Raw genomic sequence first — 15666 nt, 5'->3', positions numbered from 1 at the left:
ACAATTATCAGAAAATTCAATCTTCGGAGGAGTGGATTATATGACGACAGTACAAAGCTCAAAGTTTGAGACGTATTTAATGGATCAAGAGTCTGAAATACAGGTGAATGAGGAAAAAAATGAGCAGATATTTAAACAAATAAATTATGAGGAATTTCCAGAAGGTTTCTTCACAAGTTTATAAAATATAAGTAGTATCGAGATTCAATAAAACATCGATACTACTTTTTTCTGCATTTTTCAAACAATTTAAGCAATTTATTAATATTTATAAAATAAATTATTGTATAATAGACGGATAATTAGCAATCTCGAGGTGTATCAATGGGGAAAACAGTAAGCTTAGAAGAAACGATTTATCAATGGTTTGACCATTTTCATAACTATCCAGAAGTGAGCTGGAAGGAATTTGAAACAACCAAGAAAATTGCTTCAATTTTAAAAGAAATGAACGTGTCATTCCAAACATTTGAAGACTGTACTGGTCTTATTGCAGAAATTGGCAGAGGTGAAGATACTATTGCTGTCCGTGCGGATATCGATGCATTATGGCAAGAGGTCGATGGTGAAATGCAAGCAAATCATTCATGTGGACACGATGCCAACATTTCAATGGTTTTAGGAGCCTTGATGCTAATAAAGAATGAAAATTTTAATAAGCGCATTCGATTTATTTTCCAACCTGCCGAGGAAACAGGCGGGGGTTCACTTGCAATGATCGATCGAAATGTACTTGAAGATGTGACACAATTATTTGGCATTCATTTACGTCCACAAGAAGAGTTGCCTTTTGGTAAGGTGACACCAGCTATACATCACGGAGCTGCAGTATTTTTACAAGGTAAAATTACTGGAGTTGATGCACATGGCGCTCGACCACATCAAGGAAAAAATGCTATTGATGTATTGTTCGGCATTCAACAAATGCTAAAAAACATCTATATAAATCCAGCTGAGATTTATTCTGCTAAGTTAACGAAAATGATTGCAGACGGTGGAAGTGTTAATATTATTCCTGGTACTGCAACATTCTCTATAGATGTACGCTCTCAAAAAAATCAAGTGCTCGAAGAAGTTAGACAGAAGATTGAATCGGGCTTTAACTATATACAAGAACAATTTGAGGTCGAACTTGAATGGGAATGGCTTGATATGACACCAGGGGCAGAAGTATCAGATCATGCTGCTAAAATTGCAGAGTTATCAATTATAGAAGAAGTGGGTATGGATGGCTTAGCGGATCCTATTATGACACCTGGAAGTGACGACTTCCATTTTTATACAGTGCAGAAACCATCACTGCAGGCAACAATGATAGGTATAGGCGCAAATTTAGGACCAGGTTTACATCACCCCAATATGACGTTTGAAAAAGAGGCAATGGTCGTAGGTGCAAAGGTACTTGCCAAAACATTATTAAACGCTTCAAGCTAAATGAAAGGGGCCTCTTTTTTAAGAGAGCCCTTTTGCACGTACATGCTTGTAAAGAGAGGAATTTTAAAAATGAAAATAAAAGAAATAGAGATTTTTGCAATCGATTTACCATTAATTGAGCCATTTATTGTGAGTTATGATACATATCCTTCAATGCCTTCAATTATTGTGAAAATGACGTCAGAATGTGGCCATGTTGGTTGGGGTGAGTCGGTTCCAGACGATCATGTAACAGGTGAAACACCAGAATCAACATTTGCTGTCCTGAAAACAAAACTAGCGCCGTTATTAATCGGCAAAAATCCGTTAGAGTTTGAGCGAATTCATGAGCTTATGGATTCAGTTGTACGTGGTGTCCCTGCTGCAAAAGCGGCAGTGGATATTGCTTGTTTCGACCTTGCTGGGAAGAAATTAAATGTACCTGCATATCAATTACTTGGTGGACGCTATCATGAGAAATTCCCAATTACACATGTACTAAGCATTGGGTCACCTGAAAAAATGGCAAAAGAAGCGGCTGAACGTGTGGAACAAGGCTATCGTTCATTTAAAATGAAAGTTGGTACTGAGGTACGAAAAGATGTGGAGAGAATTCGTGCAGTACGTGAAGAAGTAGGAAGTGAAATGGCAATCCGTGTTGACGTCAACCAAGGTTGGAAAACTAGTGGTAACACAATGCCAGTATTACGTGAGTTAGAGACATTAGGTATAGACTGGTTAGAACAACCAGTCCTAGCTGATGATATTGACGCAATGGTTGAAATCAAATCTAAAACAACAATTCCATTAATGATTGATGAAGGTTTACATGGGGAAAAGGAAATGCGTGAAATTATCGCGAAACGTGCGGCCGATAAGGTTAATATTAAATTAATGAAATGTGGGGGAATCTACCCGGCGATTAAATTGGCGCATATGGCTGAGATGGCGGGCATCGAGTGCCAAATCGGCTCGATGGTTGAGTCTTCTGTTGGATCGGCAGCTGGTTTCCATGTGGCGTTTGCAAGTAAGGCTTTTAAAAGTGTGGAATTAACAGGTCCGTTAAAATTCTCAAAAGATATTGGAAACTTACACTATGACGTACCATTTATCCAATTAAATGAACGTCCAGGTTTAGGTGTTGATGTAGATGAAGTCATTTTAAACGAACTTTGTCAATATTCTGTAGTGGTGAAATAGGAGGTCCTACATATGTCAATTTATGAGGGAATGTTAGGGGACACACCTTTTTCAGTACGACGTTTAAGCATCGGGGATATCGAAGCTATAAAAAAGGTACAGCAAGATGTTATTGCAGCGTTAGAAGATAAGAAAATATTACAGCCTTTGTCGCTGGAAGAATTACAATTTTTACTTGGGGATCACGGTGTTATGGTCGGTGGTTTTGTGGGCGAAGAACTAATTGCTTTCCGTGCATTATTAGAACCGCCACTAGATGACGAACATTTAGGTCGCGATGCGGGACTTGCAGAAGATGTATTGGCGAGGGTAGCTTATCAAGAAATTTCTGCTGTGCATCCGAAATATCGAGGTTATGGACTTCAACGTACTTTAGCACAAGTTGTGATGCAGGAGTTAGATCGAACACGATTTGATTATATTTGTGCGACGGTTATGCCGTTTAATATTGCGAGTCTGAAGGATAAATTTGCGCAGGGTATGCGTGTGGTAGCACTAAAACTGAAGTATGGTGGTAAGTTGCGTTATGTGTTCATGAAGGATTTATGTGAAGAGACGGAACGATCATTTAACGAAACTGCATGCGTTCAGATGGCAGATACGGAAACACAGCAAACCTTACTAAAGGATGGCTGGCTTGGAGTACGTATGTTACTAGAAAACGATGCTTGGCTTGTTGAATATAAAAAGTAGCACTAAAGTGATGTTGAATTAATTTAATGTAGGCTCTAAGAATAAAAGGAAGCTTTACCTTTCGCGGAAAATGTGAGAGGTAAAGCTTCTATTTATTTTTTCAGTGGACAGAAGCCACATGCCATTAAGCCGGGAATGTCTTTAGAGAAGCAGCAAGTTTTACGGACAGGGATATTTATTAAATCAGAGGGGCTACGCTTACTTGTATATTCAGCCCACCAAGATTTATTAGAGAAGCGTGCCCAAGTTTTTGGGTCCTCTAAAATTTCAATATCCTCCATTGCTTGGTCAGCTAGTCCTGGGTTTGATAGCAATGTATGATAATGCCACAGCAAATAGCCAAAGAAATTCTCCCAAATAGTAAGTGGAGAAATTGATGTTACTTTACGGAGTTGTTGAACAATAACATGCGCATCATATAAGATTTTTTCGATAACTGCTTGACGTTCGTCTTCATCTACGTAGCGCCAATCATTTGGATTGACGAACATGCTAACAGTGAAGGCACCAAACTCTTTTGCAGCATCGAAACGGATTTCAAGCGGCTTCGCATCCCAAACTTCATCGTAGGCAGTAAGCATGTAAAATTGCATTGCAAAGAACATACCGTAGCGGCGTGAAAAATGGGAAATTGCTGCAGTTTCTGTAGCAGCATCGGTAATGCCCATCATTAGCTGTAAAAAATCTGTATGATAAAAGTCTTTATGTATATCTGCTAACGTAAATAATGAACGTTTTGGTTCTGTTGTGTAAATGCTGTACGAATTCAGTTGTCGTACTTGATCCATTGTTAATGCTGGCATTTCCATCACCTTTTCTTTTCAAGTCAACTGCATTTAAATATGCGTACAATCTCTTATGAGAAAGTTTCTACTTTTCTTATTATAAGTTAATAAATTTTGCTTCACAAATGGAATACAATGTTATAAAATACATTAAACATATAAGTAAGGTAGGTTTTTAAATGAAACAACCGTATTCGATGCCAAGACCTCTTGTTCGACTCAACCAGTGGACCATTTTGTTAAGTGTTGTTCTGACGTGGATAACGGGAAGTATTTGGTTATTAACGATTCCTTTAGTAGCCAATTTACTCGGTGTTCTATGCAATTTTAATCCAATTATCCGTGTGGGAAAGTATTTTTTGAGAAAACAACCATCTGCCTATATACCAGAAGATGTACAGCAACAAAAATTCAATTCGAGTATTGCTAGTTTCTTTTTAGCTGGTGGATTCATAGGTTTCTTGTTTGGTTGGCAAGTGGTGGGCTATGTATTTACAATAATGGTCGCGACTGCTTCCTCCATTGCAATTGCAGGATTTTGTATAGGTTGTTTTTTGCTTTTCCAATTAAAACAGTGGCAGTACCGACGTTCGCTCAAAAAGACTTTGTAACCATTTTAAAAATATTTCATTAAATGTCAGAAAAGTTATTGACTTTTTAATTGATAATGATTATCATTATCGTATAAAGATTATTCCTCATTACAAAACGAGTGTAAAGAGGATGGACTTTAGCTACTTTTCTCCAGAAGTTTGCTAGTTCATGAAACGCTCCTAAAACCCCCCTCATTTTTTAGGAACGTGAAAATCTCAGAGCGACTTATGCCTATATGGATAAGTCGCTCTTTTTTTGTTGTATTTATATGGGTGAATTAGTTTATCAGTAACAGTATAGTATAATAAGATTTGGAGTTTAATTAGAAATAAGTGGAGGGGAATAAATGAGAAAGTATTTTATCGCACTCATTGTCATTGTCGCCTTTTTAGCAAACCCATCATCATCTAAAGCAGAAGTACAGTGGGACGGGGCGCAAGTAGTGAAGGGGCAAACGGGGAAAATGACCTTTACAAAAGACGTGAAAGTGTATAAGAAGAATGCAAATGGTACGTATAGCTCGATGACAGTCAAGCGCAACAATTATTTCCGAGTGTATGATATCGAAAAGTATAATAATCAAACATATTATTGGATGAGCTCGGGTTATCGTATACAAGCAACCGATTTAGTTGTTTTTAAGAAAGTACCTTTGAATATCCGCTCTTCTTTTTATGATAATCCTGGCTATATTAACATCAATCGACAAGGTGATGAACATATCTATGGGAAACATTTCTTTGATAGATTTGAATATATAGGCCCTGGTTATGACCTTTCTATTGGGGAAAATTTATATTACGAATATAGTCGAGGTGATGGGCTTACTGAAGATGGCTATATTGATGCTACAGATCTTCGCATTGCCGAAACGAAAAAAAGAGATGAAGGAATCTACAAGTTAACAGCTGATGCATATGGATTAGGTGGTCCAATGGCTGGAGGGAACGCAGGGACAAAGTATTTAAAAGGAACTGTTTTTCAATCGTTAGGTCTGGAAATAAATGGATATCTTAGAGTGCATGTGTTGGGCACGTCGGGAGAAGACTTCACTTTTAGATATTTTCCTGTAACATTACTCCAACCTGTGCAAACTCAAGGAAAACGCTATATTCGATATGGTGTTATTGGTAAAGGTTACAGAGAGCAAAAAGAGCTAAAGCGTTTTGATGAAGTATCGTTGTTAACAGAAAAAAATGCGGCAGCTTGGATTGAGCTAGATGGGGGAATATATCAAGTTCCGAAAAATGCTCTAGCTACTATAATGCCAAACGAATCGCCGATCATTACAACGTCTTTCTTGCCAAATGATACGCTTCAGCAGTTAGTTTATTGGGGAAGTGTTTATCAGAAAACCACGAATAATCGCTTTGAAGCACAGAAAAACAATTGGTTCATTGACTATTATGAAACGGAACAAACCTTTAATTATGAAATGAATGGTACCAAGTATACATTTGATAAGCCAGTTACAGAAGGCTCGAAATTGACTGTAATGAGGTATGGAATGAAAGAAGAGGGATTTGTTCGTGCTATTCATTATACATTCACAACAGGAGCAGGTACGTTTAACAATGTTGTGGAAATGTCCAATGGTGAATTATTTGCACCAGGTTTTGGTTTACTCGATGGATCTAGCGGTTCACTAATGTCTTATAAATAATAATTCCTTTAATTTTTTGGTTAAGGATGAAAATCGTAATAACAGAAAAACAGGTGGGGAAAACAATTTATTTTTCCTCACCTGTTTGAATTTAAGAACTTATTAGACGATCTTTTAATCTAAGAAGATAATGATTGTTGGTTAGCATTTCTATTACCGAGTAGCATTGTATAGTAGCTGTGCAATAGCATACCTACAATGATGACACCGAGTCCGACAAGTGCAATTGGGTCGGGGAAGGCAATACCCAACAGTAGTACTTCTCCAATAATAACGAAAAGTATTTCTGTTGATTGAGTAGCTTCGACAGCGGCTAGTTTGCCCTGATGATCGCGTACGCGGTCGGTTGCAATGAAAAATAGAGTGGTTGCAATGACACCTGAGCTAATACCGACTAATAAGCATTGTAGAACTTGATTCATAGTAGGGAGTCCAACTGTCACCAGTGCATAAATAGCCATTATAATCCATGCAGGCATCGATGCAATCGTCATGCCAAGTACGCGTTGGAATGTATCAATGCGTCCACCACAAAGTTCCATCATTTTACGATTACCAAGTGGATATGCGAACGCCGCTACAGCGACTGGTAAAATGCCGAGCAGTAAGCTTTTTAGTGGAACGTTTTGTGCTTGAGGTACTTGAATCAATAAAATGCCAACTAGAATAACACAGGAAATTAGTAATGATATGAGCGGTATTTTTTGACGTACGGTTTTTTCTGCGATTACAGAAACGAAAAGGGGAGCGAGCAATACGCCTGCAACAATCGTAAACTGCCATGTGCCTGAAACGAGCCAGCCTGGTCCAAATGCTGCAGCAAATGTTAACGGTGCATAGAATAAAACGAAGCCAACAAAGCTCCATAATAACCAAGAAATAGGCTGTGCATTTATTTCTTCTGAAAGTTGTGTAAAGCCTTTCCGATAAAAGACTATGACCAAGAGAAATGGCAACATGAAAAAATAGCGTAATGAAGCACTCCATAACCAACTACCGCCTTGCATTTCCATTGCGTGATTTAAAATAAATGTCACGGCAAAAAATAAAGAAGCTAAAATACCTAATGCAATTTCCTTCATAACAACTTCACCTCTTTTTGATTGAGTCACTCAAAAAAACTGTTATGTAATTTGAAAATTCAGTTTTCGAAAGAGGGAAAGCTACAAAGAAGGGACCCTTCTCCGTAGCAATTCTTCCAATTACTTACCCTGTTGTTCAAATAGCTCAACAATCTCAATAATCACTTGTGTAGCCTTCTCCATTGTTTCGGCAGATACATATTCGAACTTACCATGCATATTTTCACCACCGGCAAAAATATTTGGTGTAGGTAAGCCCATATATGAAAGCTGTGAACCATCTGTACCACCGCGGATAGGTAGTGTTATTGGTGTTATATCTAATTTTTCCATTGCGATTCGAGCAATGTCCACAATTTCTTTTACAGGTTCGATTTTTTCGCCCATATTATAATACTGATCTTCGATAGAAATGGATAGTGCATTTTCGCCAAATTGTGATTGGATTTTTATAGCGGCATCGCGCATCAGCTGTTTTTTCGCTTCAAATTTTTCACGATCATGGTCGCGGACGATGTAGGAAAGCTCTGAATGCTCAATTGAACCGTTGAAGTTCATTAGGTGGATAAACCCTTCATAGCCTTCTGTTTTTTCTGGTACAGCATCTGCGGGCATTTCGTTTTGGAAGGCAATCGCCATTGTAATGGCATTGACCATTTTATTTTTTGCAGAGCCTGGATGCACACTCGTACCCTTTGTTATGACCTTCACACCTGCTGCATTAAAACTTTCAAATTGTAGTTCGCCAAGTGGACCGCCATCCATCGTGTAGGCATATTCAGCATCAAATGCTTTAACGTCAAATTTATGAGGGCCACGCCCAATTTCTTCATCGGGCGTAAATGCCACACGCAATTTACCGTGTTTAATGTGGGGATTTTTCACTAGGAATTCCATTGCTGTCATAATTTCAGCGATACCTGCTTTATCATCAGCACCTAACAGAGTAGTACCATCAGTAGTAATGAGCGTTTGACCAATATAGCTTTTAAGTTCTGGGAAATCTGTTGGTGACATGACTAGGTTGGGATTTAACTGAATTTCGCCGCCATCATAGTTGTCAATACGTTGTGGATTAACGTTTGTTCCTGAGAAGTCCGTTGCTGTATCTACATGCGCTAAAAATCCTACTGTGGGTACTATTTTGTCTGTATTTGCTTCAAGCGTTGCAAATAAGTAGCCGTTTTCATCTAACGTTATATCCGTTAATCCTATAGTAGCAAGTTCATCTTTTAATAAATATAATAAGTCGAATTGTTTCTGTGTGGAAGGCGTTGTTTCGCTAGTAAAGTCAGATTGTGTATCGATTTTTGCGTAGCGAATTAATCGTTCGATTACTTGTTCTTTCATAATATTTCCTCCTCTAGTGTGATTTTCACTTATTGTAACACTTTACTTCGGCTATCGGAATATTGAAGGATACTTAGTGCAATGAGCAATTGCGCGCTATAGTATGTCAGCATAATAACTTCGTGCGAAAAAGGTAGCGGCATTACAAATTTATTAATGGCTAAATAGGAATCTGACGAGATAAATAATAGGGCTCCAATAAGTGCTAATGTCGATCCAGTACGAATGGAGGTCCAGCCCATCATCAAAATAACAGAAATATAGGCGACTACTGCAACCGCTAGCACTGTTTCACCAGAAGTAAACACTGTACCAGCAATCCATATACCCATAATTACACCATAGGCTAAGAGGGCCAACTTAGCCCAAGTTGGTATTTTACGTTCGTTCGTACTGGCAAAGGCAAAAATATAAAAAACATGCCCGATCAAAAAGCTAGTAAGTCCGAATAAAAACCATTGCAATGTATAGTCACCAATCATACAAAAAATAAGCCCGATGATTATAAGTAGCTGATATTTTTTTATGTGAGGTACTTTTTGCATAGCTGCTAGAATAATGATGAGAATCATAGGAATGACTTTAAAAATGAGTGTTAAACCCTTTGGAATATAGGAAAAGAAAAAAATATAGTAAAGCCCGAATAAGATAATACAACTAATTAATAATTTTTTTATCATGTATTTCAACTCCTCTCAAATAAAATTCGCTATTTTTCTACGAATACCTGTGTATTTATATTATATTTATGATTGAAACTTTTTCGGTATGTAATCGTAAATAAGTTAGACGGTAGGTTAAGGAAGGGTGAAAAGAATGATCAAACTGCTTATTGCATCGGCAGTTATTGCATTAATTGCTAGTGTATTATTAACGCCGCTTATTACGAAAAAAAGAGAAGATGGAAAATCCAAAAAAGTAATAGGCTACTTTTTTGTAGGTGCATTTATTGTTGGCTTCTTGGCAACAGGGCTTACATTGTATGTCACAAAAATTGACGTAAACTGGCTAGTATTTTGGCCAGCGATAATTTTACTAACATTAGCAGGAGCTTTTCTTGCGACTGGTATTGAACGCAAAATCAAGGGCGTTTTATTTTTAGCTAGCTTAGTCGTTGCTGGTTATGTATTATCAGCACCACTTTGGAATGCTGATGAAAAGTTCCAGTCAGCAGAAATGAAAACAGAAGTCGAAATTAAACCATTCGATGAAACGCAGACACCTGCTAGCGTTCCACCGAAATTCGTGAGAAATAAAATGAAAAAAGCATTTGGTCAAGTGCCAAATACGAGCTATTATGAGCTAGGACGTTTACAAATTCAAAAGGTGGATGGTAAGTATGTTTACATTGCACCAGTCGAGTTTTCAGGCTTCTTCAAATGGATGAATGGAGGGACTTCTCCTGGTTACTTCACGATGAGTGCAACAGACTCTGCGGATAATCCGAAATTCGTGGCACAGGAAATGAAATATGTTCCTTCTGCCTATCTAAACAAAAACTTAGAGCGTCATATGCGCTTACAACATCCGTTCTTGATTTTCTACGGGGATGTACAGCTTGAAGTTGATGATGATGGTAAGCCATACTATATTCGCTCATACGGTGAGTTTATCTCAGCGCGTAACGGCTTTGATGTTCAAGGGATTGTGTTAGTTGATGCATTGTCAGGTAAGTCGGAAGTGATTAAGCTTGCTGATGTACCAGCATTTATTGACGGTGCAGTATCACCTGAAACTGTGAGTCTGCAAAATAGCTATTATGGAAATTATGTACATGGTTATTGGAATAGTCTTTTTGGGAAAAAAGACGTGAAGTTACCTTCAGATGAAGGAACAGAATCTAATGTCAGCCCAATTTTTAATGAAAAAGGTGACATGTATTACTTCACAGACTTTACAAGTCCTAAAGAGGGTGTCGATTCGATGCTTGGCTATTCTTTAACGAATGCTAGAACGGGTAAAGCGACTTATTATACAGGTAATCAGGATGCATCATATATGGATTCACAAGGTGCATTACAAATCATTGAAAAGAAATTTATCGAGAAAAAATGGTCAGGGGAAATGCCTATACTGTACAACTTCTATGGTGAAGCAAGCTGGCTAACAGCAGTACTAGATGCAAATGGTTTCCTACAAAATTATTTCATCGTGTCAGCGGCAAATCCTGAGATTTCAGCATATGCTACAACACCTAAAGAAGCACTGAAGTTATATAAAACAGCATTAAGTCGCGGCAGTAGTACGGTAGAAGGCAGTTCGAGTGCCGAGGAGAAAAGTGTAAGTGGAAAAGTGCAGCGTGTTTATAAGGAACGCCTTGGCGATTTCACAGAAGTTTCGTTCTTACTAGATAATGGTAAAAGCTACTTAGTCAGCGCAGAAACAGAGCCACTTGCAATCTATTTACAAGTAGGCGATGAAGTATTGGTAACGTACGGAAATACGGGTGAGCAATTCTTACCTGTTCGGACACTAATCATTAAAGGTTTAGAATAGATAAAAAGACGATCAGGCAATTGATGTTGCTGTGATCGTCTTTTTTCATGTTGTTTGGGAAGTGATATATTGAAGCATCTTTTCCTGATGATTGGCAAATAGCGTTGGGGCATGGTCGTTCAACGCTAAAAGTTCTTCGATATAGCCTTCAAGCAATTTTTTTTCATAGTCAAAAGAATTAGCAGTTTCATTTGTTACGATGAATTTTAGAAGAATTGCATGAAGAACAGCAACTTCTAAATTTTGAGTGTTGGTGGTAAATTTTAAATTTAAAATAGAAGTATGTGAAACATATTTATTTACGTAATCGATAGCATCATTGTATAGAGTTAAGTCAACATATTCAGCAATCCGCTTTCTTAGCATGGTGCATTTATTATTTAAGTCTTGAACTTTTAAAAATAAACCTTTAATAGATCTTTTATGCTGCTGTTCCAGGGTACGAGCAAGATGTTTATTTAAATAGGGCATTTTAGCACATCTCCTTTCGAAATAGGACTCCTTTTTTAATATTAAAGGAATTGTTGGGAAAGGAAAGAGTCTTTTCGTTTAATCTTCATCGACAATATTCAACAATATAAAGACAAATGAACTATTTATAAGTGCTTATTTTTTCATAATATAAAAAATGTGGAGTTATTATCTTTCGATAGTAACCCCACATACGCAAATCATTATTTCCAATTAAAGCCCTTGTTTGCTAAGAAATCTTTTATATGCGGACGACGTTGGTCAATTAAGAAATCAGCCATTTGCTTCGTCCAGTTATCGATCTTACGGTTGGAGGATCGGCTATTATAGTAAGCTTCCATTGTTTCATTGTACGCCGGTAAAAGCTCTTCGTATTTCTCTAAATTATATTCATTTTCGTGTAAAACAGCTGCTACTGGTAAACGAGGCTTTACCTCATTACGACGTGCAGGTACGCCAATTGTCAAGCCGAATAAAGGAAATACATAGTTTGGTAAGTTAAACAGTTCGCTAATTTCTTCAGGCTTGTTACGTACGCCACCAATGTAGCAAATACCGTAGCCCATAGACTCTGCAGCAATAACGAAGTTTTGTGCGAATAGGGATACGTCTGCAACACCAACGAGTACGTTCTCAGCTGAATCTGCAATGATATCAACACCTTCTAATTTACCAGCCATTTGTAGACGCTTGAAGTCTACGCAAAATACAAAAGCCCCACCAGAAGTGTCGTACTGACGCGTATTACCAGATAATAATCCTAAATTCCCCTTTTTCTCTTCATCAGTTACCCAAATAACGCTATATGCTTGGACAAAATGTGAGGTAGCAGCCATTTGCGCTGTTGAAATTAAATCTTCAACTATTTCTTTCGAGATAGGATTGCCGTCGTAAATACGAACGGAAGAGTGATTACGTAATAATTCTTTAACCATAGTGAGATTTCTCCTTTTCCCATGTATGTAATTATCAAAAGCATATCACGCTTCTGTCGTAAAATCGAATGAATTCCATGTGTGAAGATAGATATTATAATTCTGAAATTTTTCTTAGATAATATATAGAAACACATTGAAATCTCGTAAAGTTAAATATTTTGTTAGATATAGCATAAATGTTCTGCTTGGTGTAAAATTGGATGTGCGACGGATTATTTGGTCTGAATCCCCCATGTTTGGTGGGGTGTACCAAATGGGTTGGACAAATAATCTAGTTGAAGTAATCACAAATAGGATGGGGGAATAAGTAATGGAAGAAAAAGTAGCAAAAAAGATTCGTAATGAGCAGTTACGAAGCAAGGTCGTAACAGCAGAAGAAGCAGCAACTTGGATTAAGGATGGCATGGTGCTTGGCATGAGCGGATTCACACGTGCTGGTGACGTAAAAGTGGTACCGCTTGCCCTTGTAGAAAAAGCGAAAACAGAGAGCTTCAAAGTAGATGTATATACAGGTGCATCACTTGGGCCAGAAGTTGACCAATATCTAGCAGAAGCAGGCGTTATTCGTAAACGTGGACCTTTCCAAGCAGATGCTGGCATTCGCAATAAAATTAACAGTGGTGACATCACATTTGTTGATGCTCATCTTTCACATAATGCAGAGTTAGTACGCCAAGGAATCATTGGCCCAATCGACTTCGCAATTATTGAAGCGACTGCTATTACAGAAGATGGCTTACTTATTCCAACAACTTCGGTTGGTAACTCACCAATCTTTGTACAAGAAGCTGATCAAGTTATTATCGAGCTAAATATCGCGCAACTTGATGCATTGGAGGGTGTCCATGACATTTATGTGCCAGGACCACAAGGTAAACGTGACCCTATTCAGCTACTAAATGTATCTGATCGACTTGGACAAATTGGTATTCCACTAAATCTTGATAAAGTAAAAGGTATCGTTATTTCAGATATTCTTGATGCTCCATCAACAATTGTACCTGCTGATGAAGAGACAGATATTATGGCGAATCACTTACTTAATTTCTTACGCGATGAAATTAAAGTAGGTCGATTAACTACGAGCTTACGTCCATTACAATCAGGAGTAGGTTCAGTAGCAAATGCTGTATTACTTGGATTCAAGGACTCTGAATTTGAAAACTTAGAAGTGTATTCAGAAGTATTACAAGACGCAGTATTTGATTTAATTGATGCGGGTAAAGTAAGCTTCGCATCTGCTACTTCTATTACTCTATCTGAAGAAGTAGGAAACCGTGTGTACGGTAATTTTGAAAAATATGCTGACAAATTAGTATTACGACCACAAGAAATTTCAAACCAACCTGAAATTATCCGCCGACTCGGATTAATTTCTGTGAATACAGCGCTTGAAGTAGATATTTACGGAAACGTAAACTCTACGCATGTATCTGGTACGCGAATGATGAATGGTATCGGTGGTTCAGGAGACTTCGCACGTAATGCGCGTTTAGGTATTTTCGTGACGAAATCTTACGCAAAAGGCGGGAAAATTTCAAGTATTGTACCGATGGTGTCGCATGTAGATCATACGGAACATGATGTAGATGTTATTGTGACAGAGCAAGGTGTGGCGGATTTACGTGGCTTAGCACCGAAAGAACGTGTTGGGTTAATTATCGATAACTGTGTGCATCCAGAATACCGTGATCAATTATGGGCGTACTTTAATGCAGCTAACGAAGCAACGGGGGGTCACCATACACCACATGATTTAGAAAAAGCTTTATCATGGCATGTGAACTTAGCGAAAAATGGAACAATGAAGGACCCTACGTTCTCTAAATAAAATGATGAAAAAGCCTTGAAGTCGAAAATATGAACTGAACCCCGAATAGTGGACACTTTAAAAAGTGACCCTATTCGGGGTTTTTTGTTCATTTCACAAAAAAATCTCGTTATACTAAATATACGAAATTAAGAACTGGAGAAATTAGCATGAGTAAAATCATTTTTAACGAACATCAGATACGACAAATAGAAGCGAATCGATTTGTAGCATCTGTATCAGATCGTTCTATTCAATATACAGCGGAATATAAAATCTTTGCGGTCAAAGAAAATCTAGCTGGTAAGGGACCTGTACAAATCTTTAAAGAAAACGGGTTTGATTTAGAAGTGATTGGTGTGGAAAAAGCAAGGTCATCGATTAAACGCTGGAGAGCATCTTTTAAAACTCATGGAGAACAAGCATTTTCAGAGGAAAGACGTGGAAAAGGAGGTTCTGGTCGACCAAAAAAAGAACACATGTCAGCTGAAAAGAAATTAGAAAAAGCAGAGGCACGTATTCGTTTACTTGAAGCTGAATTAACACTGTTAAAAAAGCTAGACGAGATGGAAAGGCAGGCAAAGAAACGGCTATTTTAATACCAAGGGAAAAGTATCAAGCAATTAATGATACCATTCGGCTGTATCAGTTGAAAAATATGACACGTTATTTATGTGATTTTGCAAATGTAAGCCCCAGTGGTTATTATAAATGGCTCCAAAATAGTGAGAAACAAGCGATGCGAGAAGAAGCAGATTTTCAGGACTACGTCCTACTAAAAACGATTTATGATGCGTCAAAAGGAAAAATTGGTTATCGGGGTCTTTACATGGCACTAGAAGAACTACTTGAAATCCCGATGAATCATAAAAAAATTCTACGATTAATGCGTAAATTCAATCTATATTCGAAAGTAAGACGTGCAAACCCTTATCGAAATCTTGCCAAAGCTACAGAAATCCATCGCCAAGTACCTAATCATCTAAATCGTAATTTTCATCAAACAGAGCCAGGCAAAGTGTTTTTAACAGATATTACGTATTTACAATATCGTGGCGGACAAACAGCGTATCTATCGTGTATAAAGGATGTTGCAACACGAGAAATCGTTGCATATGAGGTATCGACAAGTTTACGCATGGAGTTTGTTTATCGTACGCTAAAGAAATTA

General features: G+C 37.8%; 14 protein-coding genes and 1 pseudogene. 9 read left to right on the top strand and 6 right to left on the bottom strand.

What is annotated here, in order from left to right:
• Positions 1-40: 40 nt before the first annotated feature.
• The 4 genes from ACIQZG_RS08165 to ACIQZG_RS08150 all read left to right on the top strand — a co-directional run bounded on the left by ACIQZG_RS08165 (position 41) and on the right by ACIQZG_RS08150 (position 3306).
• Positions 41-184, top strand: a complete 144-nt coding sequence (locus ACIQZG_RS08165) for a hypothetical protein (RefSeq protein WP_402754680.1) — start codon at positions 41-43, stop codon at positions 182-184.
• Between the two features lie 140 nt (positions 185-324).
• Positions 325-1434, top strand: coding sequence for an amidohydrolase (locus tag ACIQZG_RS08160; protein ID WP_402754679.1), 1110 nt, complete (start codon positions 325-327; stop codon positions 1432-1434).
• A gap of 69 nt (positions 1435-1503) precedes the next feature.
• A complete protein-coding gene (locus ACIQZG_RS08155; RefSeq protein ID WP_402754678.1) occupies positions 1504-2613 on the top strand; it encodes a mandelate racemase/muconate lactonizing enzyme family protein in 1110 nt (369 codons plus the stop codon).
• Between the two features lie 12 nt (positions 2614-2625).
• Complete coding sequence (locus tag ACIQZG_RS08150) at positions 2626-3306, top strand: N-acetyltransferase (protein ID WP_402754677.1); 681 nt, start codon at positions 2626-2628, stop codon at positions 3304-3306.
• 92 nt (positions 3307-3398) lie between these two features.
• Here the strand turns inward: ACIQZG_RS08150 and ACIQZG_RS08145 are convergent, their stop codons facing one another.
• Positions 3399-4109: a Fe-S oxidoreductase gene (locus ACIQZG_RS08145; protein WP_402754826.1), complete on the bottom strand. Its 711-nt coding sequence runs from the start codon at positions 4107-4109 to the stop codon at positions 3399-3401.
• 161 nt (positions 4110-4270) lie between these two features.
• Between ACIQZG_RS08145 and ACIQZG_RS08140 the strand changes: the two genes are divergently transcribed.
• A complete protein-coding gene (locus ACIQZG_RS08140; RefSeq protein ID WP_402754676.1) occupies positions 4271-4702 on the top strand; it encodes a DUF4395 domain-containing protein in 432 nt (143 codons plus the stop codon).
• A gap of 329 nt (positions 4703-5031) precedes the next feature.
• Positions 5032-6348: a hypothetical protein gene (locus ACIQZG_RS08135; RefSeq protein ID WP_402754675.1), complete on the top strand. Its 1317-nt coding sequence runs from the start codon at positions 5032-5034 to the stop codon at positions 6346-6348.
• Between the two features lie 119 nt (positions 6349-6467).
• On the opposite strand, the gene ACIQZG_RS08130 is transcribed toward ACIQZG_RS08135, so the two are convergent.
• The 3 genes from ACIQZG_RS08130 to ACIQZG_RS08120 form a co-directional block, all read right to left on the bottom strand.
• Entirely contained in the window at positions 6468-7430 is a 963-nt protein-coding gene (locus ACIQZG_RS08130) for a DMT family transporter (protein ID WP_402754674.1), read from the bottom strand.
• 120 nt (positions 7431-7550) lie between these two features.
• The gene (pepT, locus tag ACIQZG_RS08125) at positions 7551-8780 is read right to left on the bottom strand and encodes a peptidase T (protein ID WP_402754673.1); all 1230 of its coding nucleotides are present in this window, start codon (positions 8778-8780) and stop codon (positions 7551-7553) included.
• 29 nt (positions 8781-8809) lie between these two features.
• Positions 8810-9460, bottom strand: a complete 651-nt coding sequence (locus ACIQZG_RS08120) for a lysoplasmalogenase (RefSeq protein WP_402754672.1) — start codon at positions 9458-9460, stop codon at positions 8810-8812.
• A gap of 136 nt (positions 9461-9596) precedes the next feature.
• Here ACIQZG_RS08120 and ACIQZG_RS08115 point away from each other — a divergent pair, with 136 nt between their 5' ends.
• The gene (locus ACIQZG_RS08115) at positions 9597-11276 is read left to right on the top strand and encodes a hypothetical protein (RefSeq protein WP_402754671.1); all 1680 of its coding nucleotides are present in this window, start codon (positions 9597-9599) and stop codon (positions 11274-11276) included.
• Positions 11277-11321: 45 nt separating this feature from the next.
• On the opposite strand, the gene ACIQZG_RS08110 is transcribed toward ACIQZG_RS08115, so the two are convergent.
• Together ACIQZG_RS08110 and chrR are read right to left on the bottom strand one after the other, a co-directional pair.
• Positions 11322-11747 carry a hypothetical protein gene (locus ACIQZG_RS08110; RefSeq protein ID WP_402754670.1) on the bottom strand — a complete coding sequence of 142 codons (426 nt, stop codon included), beginning with the start codon at positions 11745-11747 and terminating at the stop codon, positions 11322-11324.
• Between the two features lie 203 nt (positions 11748-11950).
• Complete coding sequence (chrR, locus tag ACIQZG_RS08105; protein ID WP_402754669.1) at positions 11951-12682, bottom strand: class II chromate reductase ChrR; 732 nt, start codon at positions 12680-12682, stop codon at positions 11951-11953.
• 313 nt (positions 12683-12995) lie between these two features.
• Here chrR and scpC point away from each other — a divergent pair, with 313 nt between their 5' ends.
• Positions 12996-14516 carry a succinyl-CoA:acetate CoA-transferase ScpC gene (scpC, locus tag ACIQZG_RS08100; protein ID WP_402754668.1) on the top strand — a complete coding sequence of 507 codons (1521 nt, stop codon included), beginning with the start codon at positions 12996-12998 and terminating at the stop codon, positions 14514-14516.
• A gap of 149 nt (positions 14517-14665) precedes the next feature.
• Positions 14666-15666: pseudogene (locus tag ACIQZG_RS08095) on the top strand (IS3-like element ISBsp3 family transposase); the annotation flags it as partial.

Origin of the sequence: Lysinibacillus sp. NPDC096418 (assembly GCF_044762775.1) — a bacterium.
Classification (GTDB): Bacteria; Bacillota; Bacilli; order Bacillales_A; family Planococcaceae; genus Lysinibacillus.
The sequence above is the reverse complement of the archived record's forward strand: the minus strand, read 5'-3'. Positions and strand labels throughout refer to the sequence as shown.

Excerpts from the sequence above, each read along its gene's own strand:
- ACIQZG_RS08115 (WP_402754671.1), top strand. The coding sequence starts at position 9,597 with ATGATCAAACTGCTTATTGCATCGGCAGTTATTGCATTAATTGCTAGT.
- ACIQZG_RS08155 (WP_402754678.1), top strand. The coding sequence starts at position 1,504 with ATGAAAATAAAAGAAATAGAGATTTTTGCAATCGATTTACCATTAATT.
- ACIQZG_RS08120 (WP_402754672.1), bottom strand. The coding sequence starts at position 9,460 with ATGATAAAAAAATTATTAATTAGTTGTATTATCTTATTCGGGCTTTAC.
- ACIQZG_RS08160 (WP_402754679.1), top strand. The coding sequence starts at position 325 with ATGGGGAAAACAGTAAGCTTAGAAGAAACGATTTATCAATGGTTTGAC.
- ACIQZG_RS08110 (WP_402754670.1), bottom strand. The coding sequence starts at position 11,747 with ATGCCCTATTTAAATAAACATCTTGCTCGTACCCTGGAACAGCAGCAT.
- ACIQZG_RS08135 (WP_402754675.1), top strand. The coding sequence starts at position 5,032 with ATGAGAAAGTATTTTATCGCACTCATTGTCATTGTCGCCTTTTTAGCA.
- ACIQZG_RS08140 (WP_402754676.1), top strand. The coding sequence starts at position 4,271 with ATGAAACAACCGTATTCGATGCCAAGACCTCTTGTTCGACTCAACCAG.
- pepT (WP_402754673.1), bottom strand. The coding sequence starts at position 8,780 with ATGAAAGAACAAGTAATCGAACGATTAATTCGCTACGCAAAAATCGAT.
- ACIQZG_RS08130 (WP_402754674.1), bottom strand. The coding sequence starts at position 7,430 with ATGAAGGAAATTGCATTAGGTATTTTAGCTTCTTTATTTTTTGCCGTG.
- ACIQZG_RS08145 (WP_402754826.1), bottom strand. The coding sequence starts at position 4,109 with ATGCCAGCATTAACAATGGATCAAGTACGACAACTGAATTCGTACAGC.
- chrR (WP_402754669.1), bottom strand. The coding sequence starts at position 12,682 with ATGGTTAAAGAATTATTACGTAATCACTCTTCCGTTCGTATTTACGAC.
- ACIQZG_RS08165 (WP_402754680.1), top strand. The coding sequence starts at position 41 with ATGACGACAGTACAAAGCTCAAAGTTTGAGACGTATTTAATGGATCAA.
- scpC (WP_402754668.1), top strand. The coding sequence starts at position 12,996 with ATGGAAGAAAAAGTAGCAAAAAAGATTCGTAATGAGCAGTTACGAAGC.
- ACIQZG_RS08150 (WP_402754677.1), top strand. The coding sequence starts at position 2,626 with ATGTCAATTTATGAGGGAATGTTAGGGGACACACCTTTTTCAGTACGA.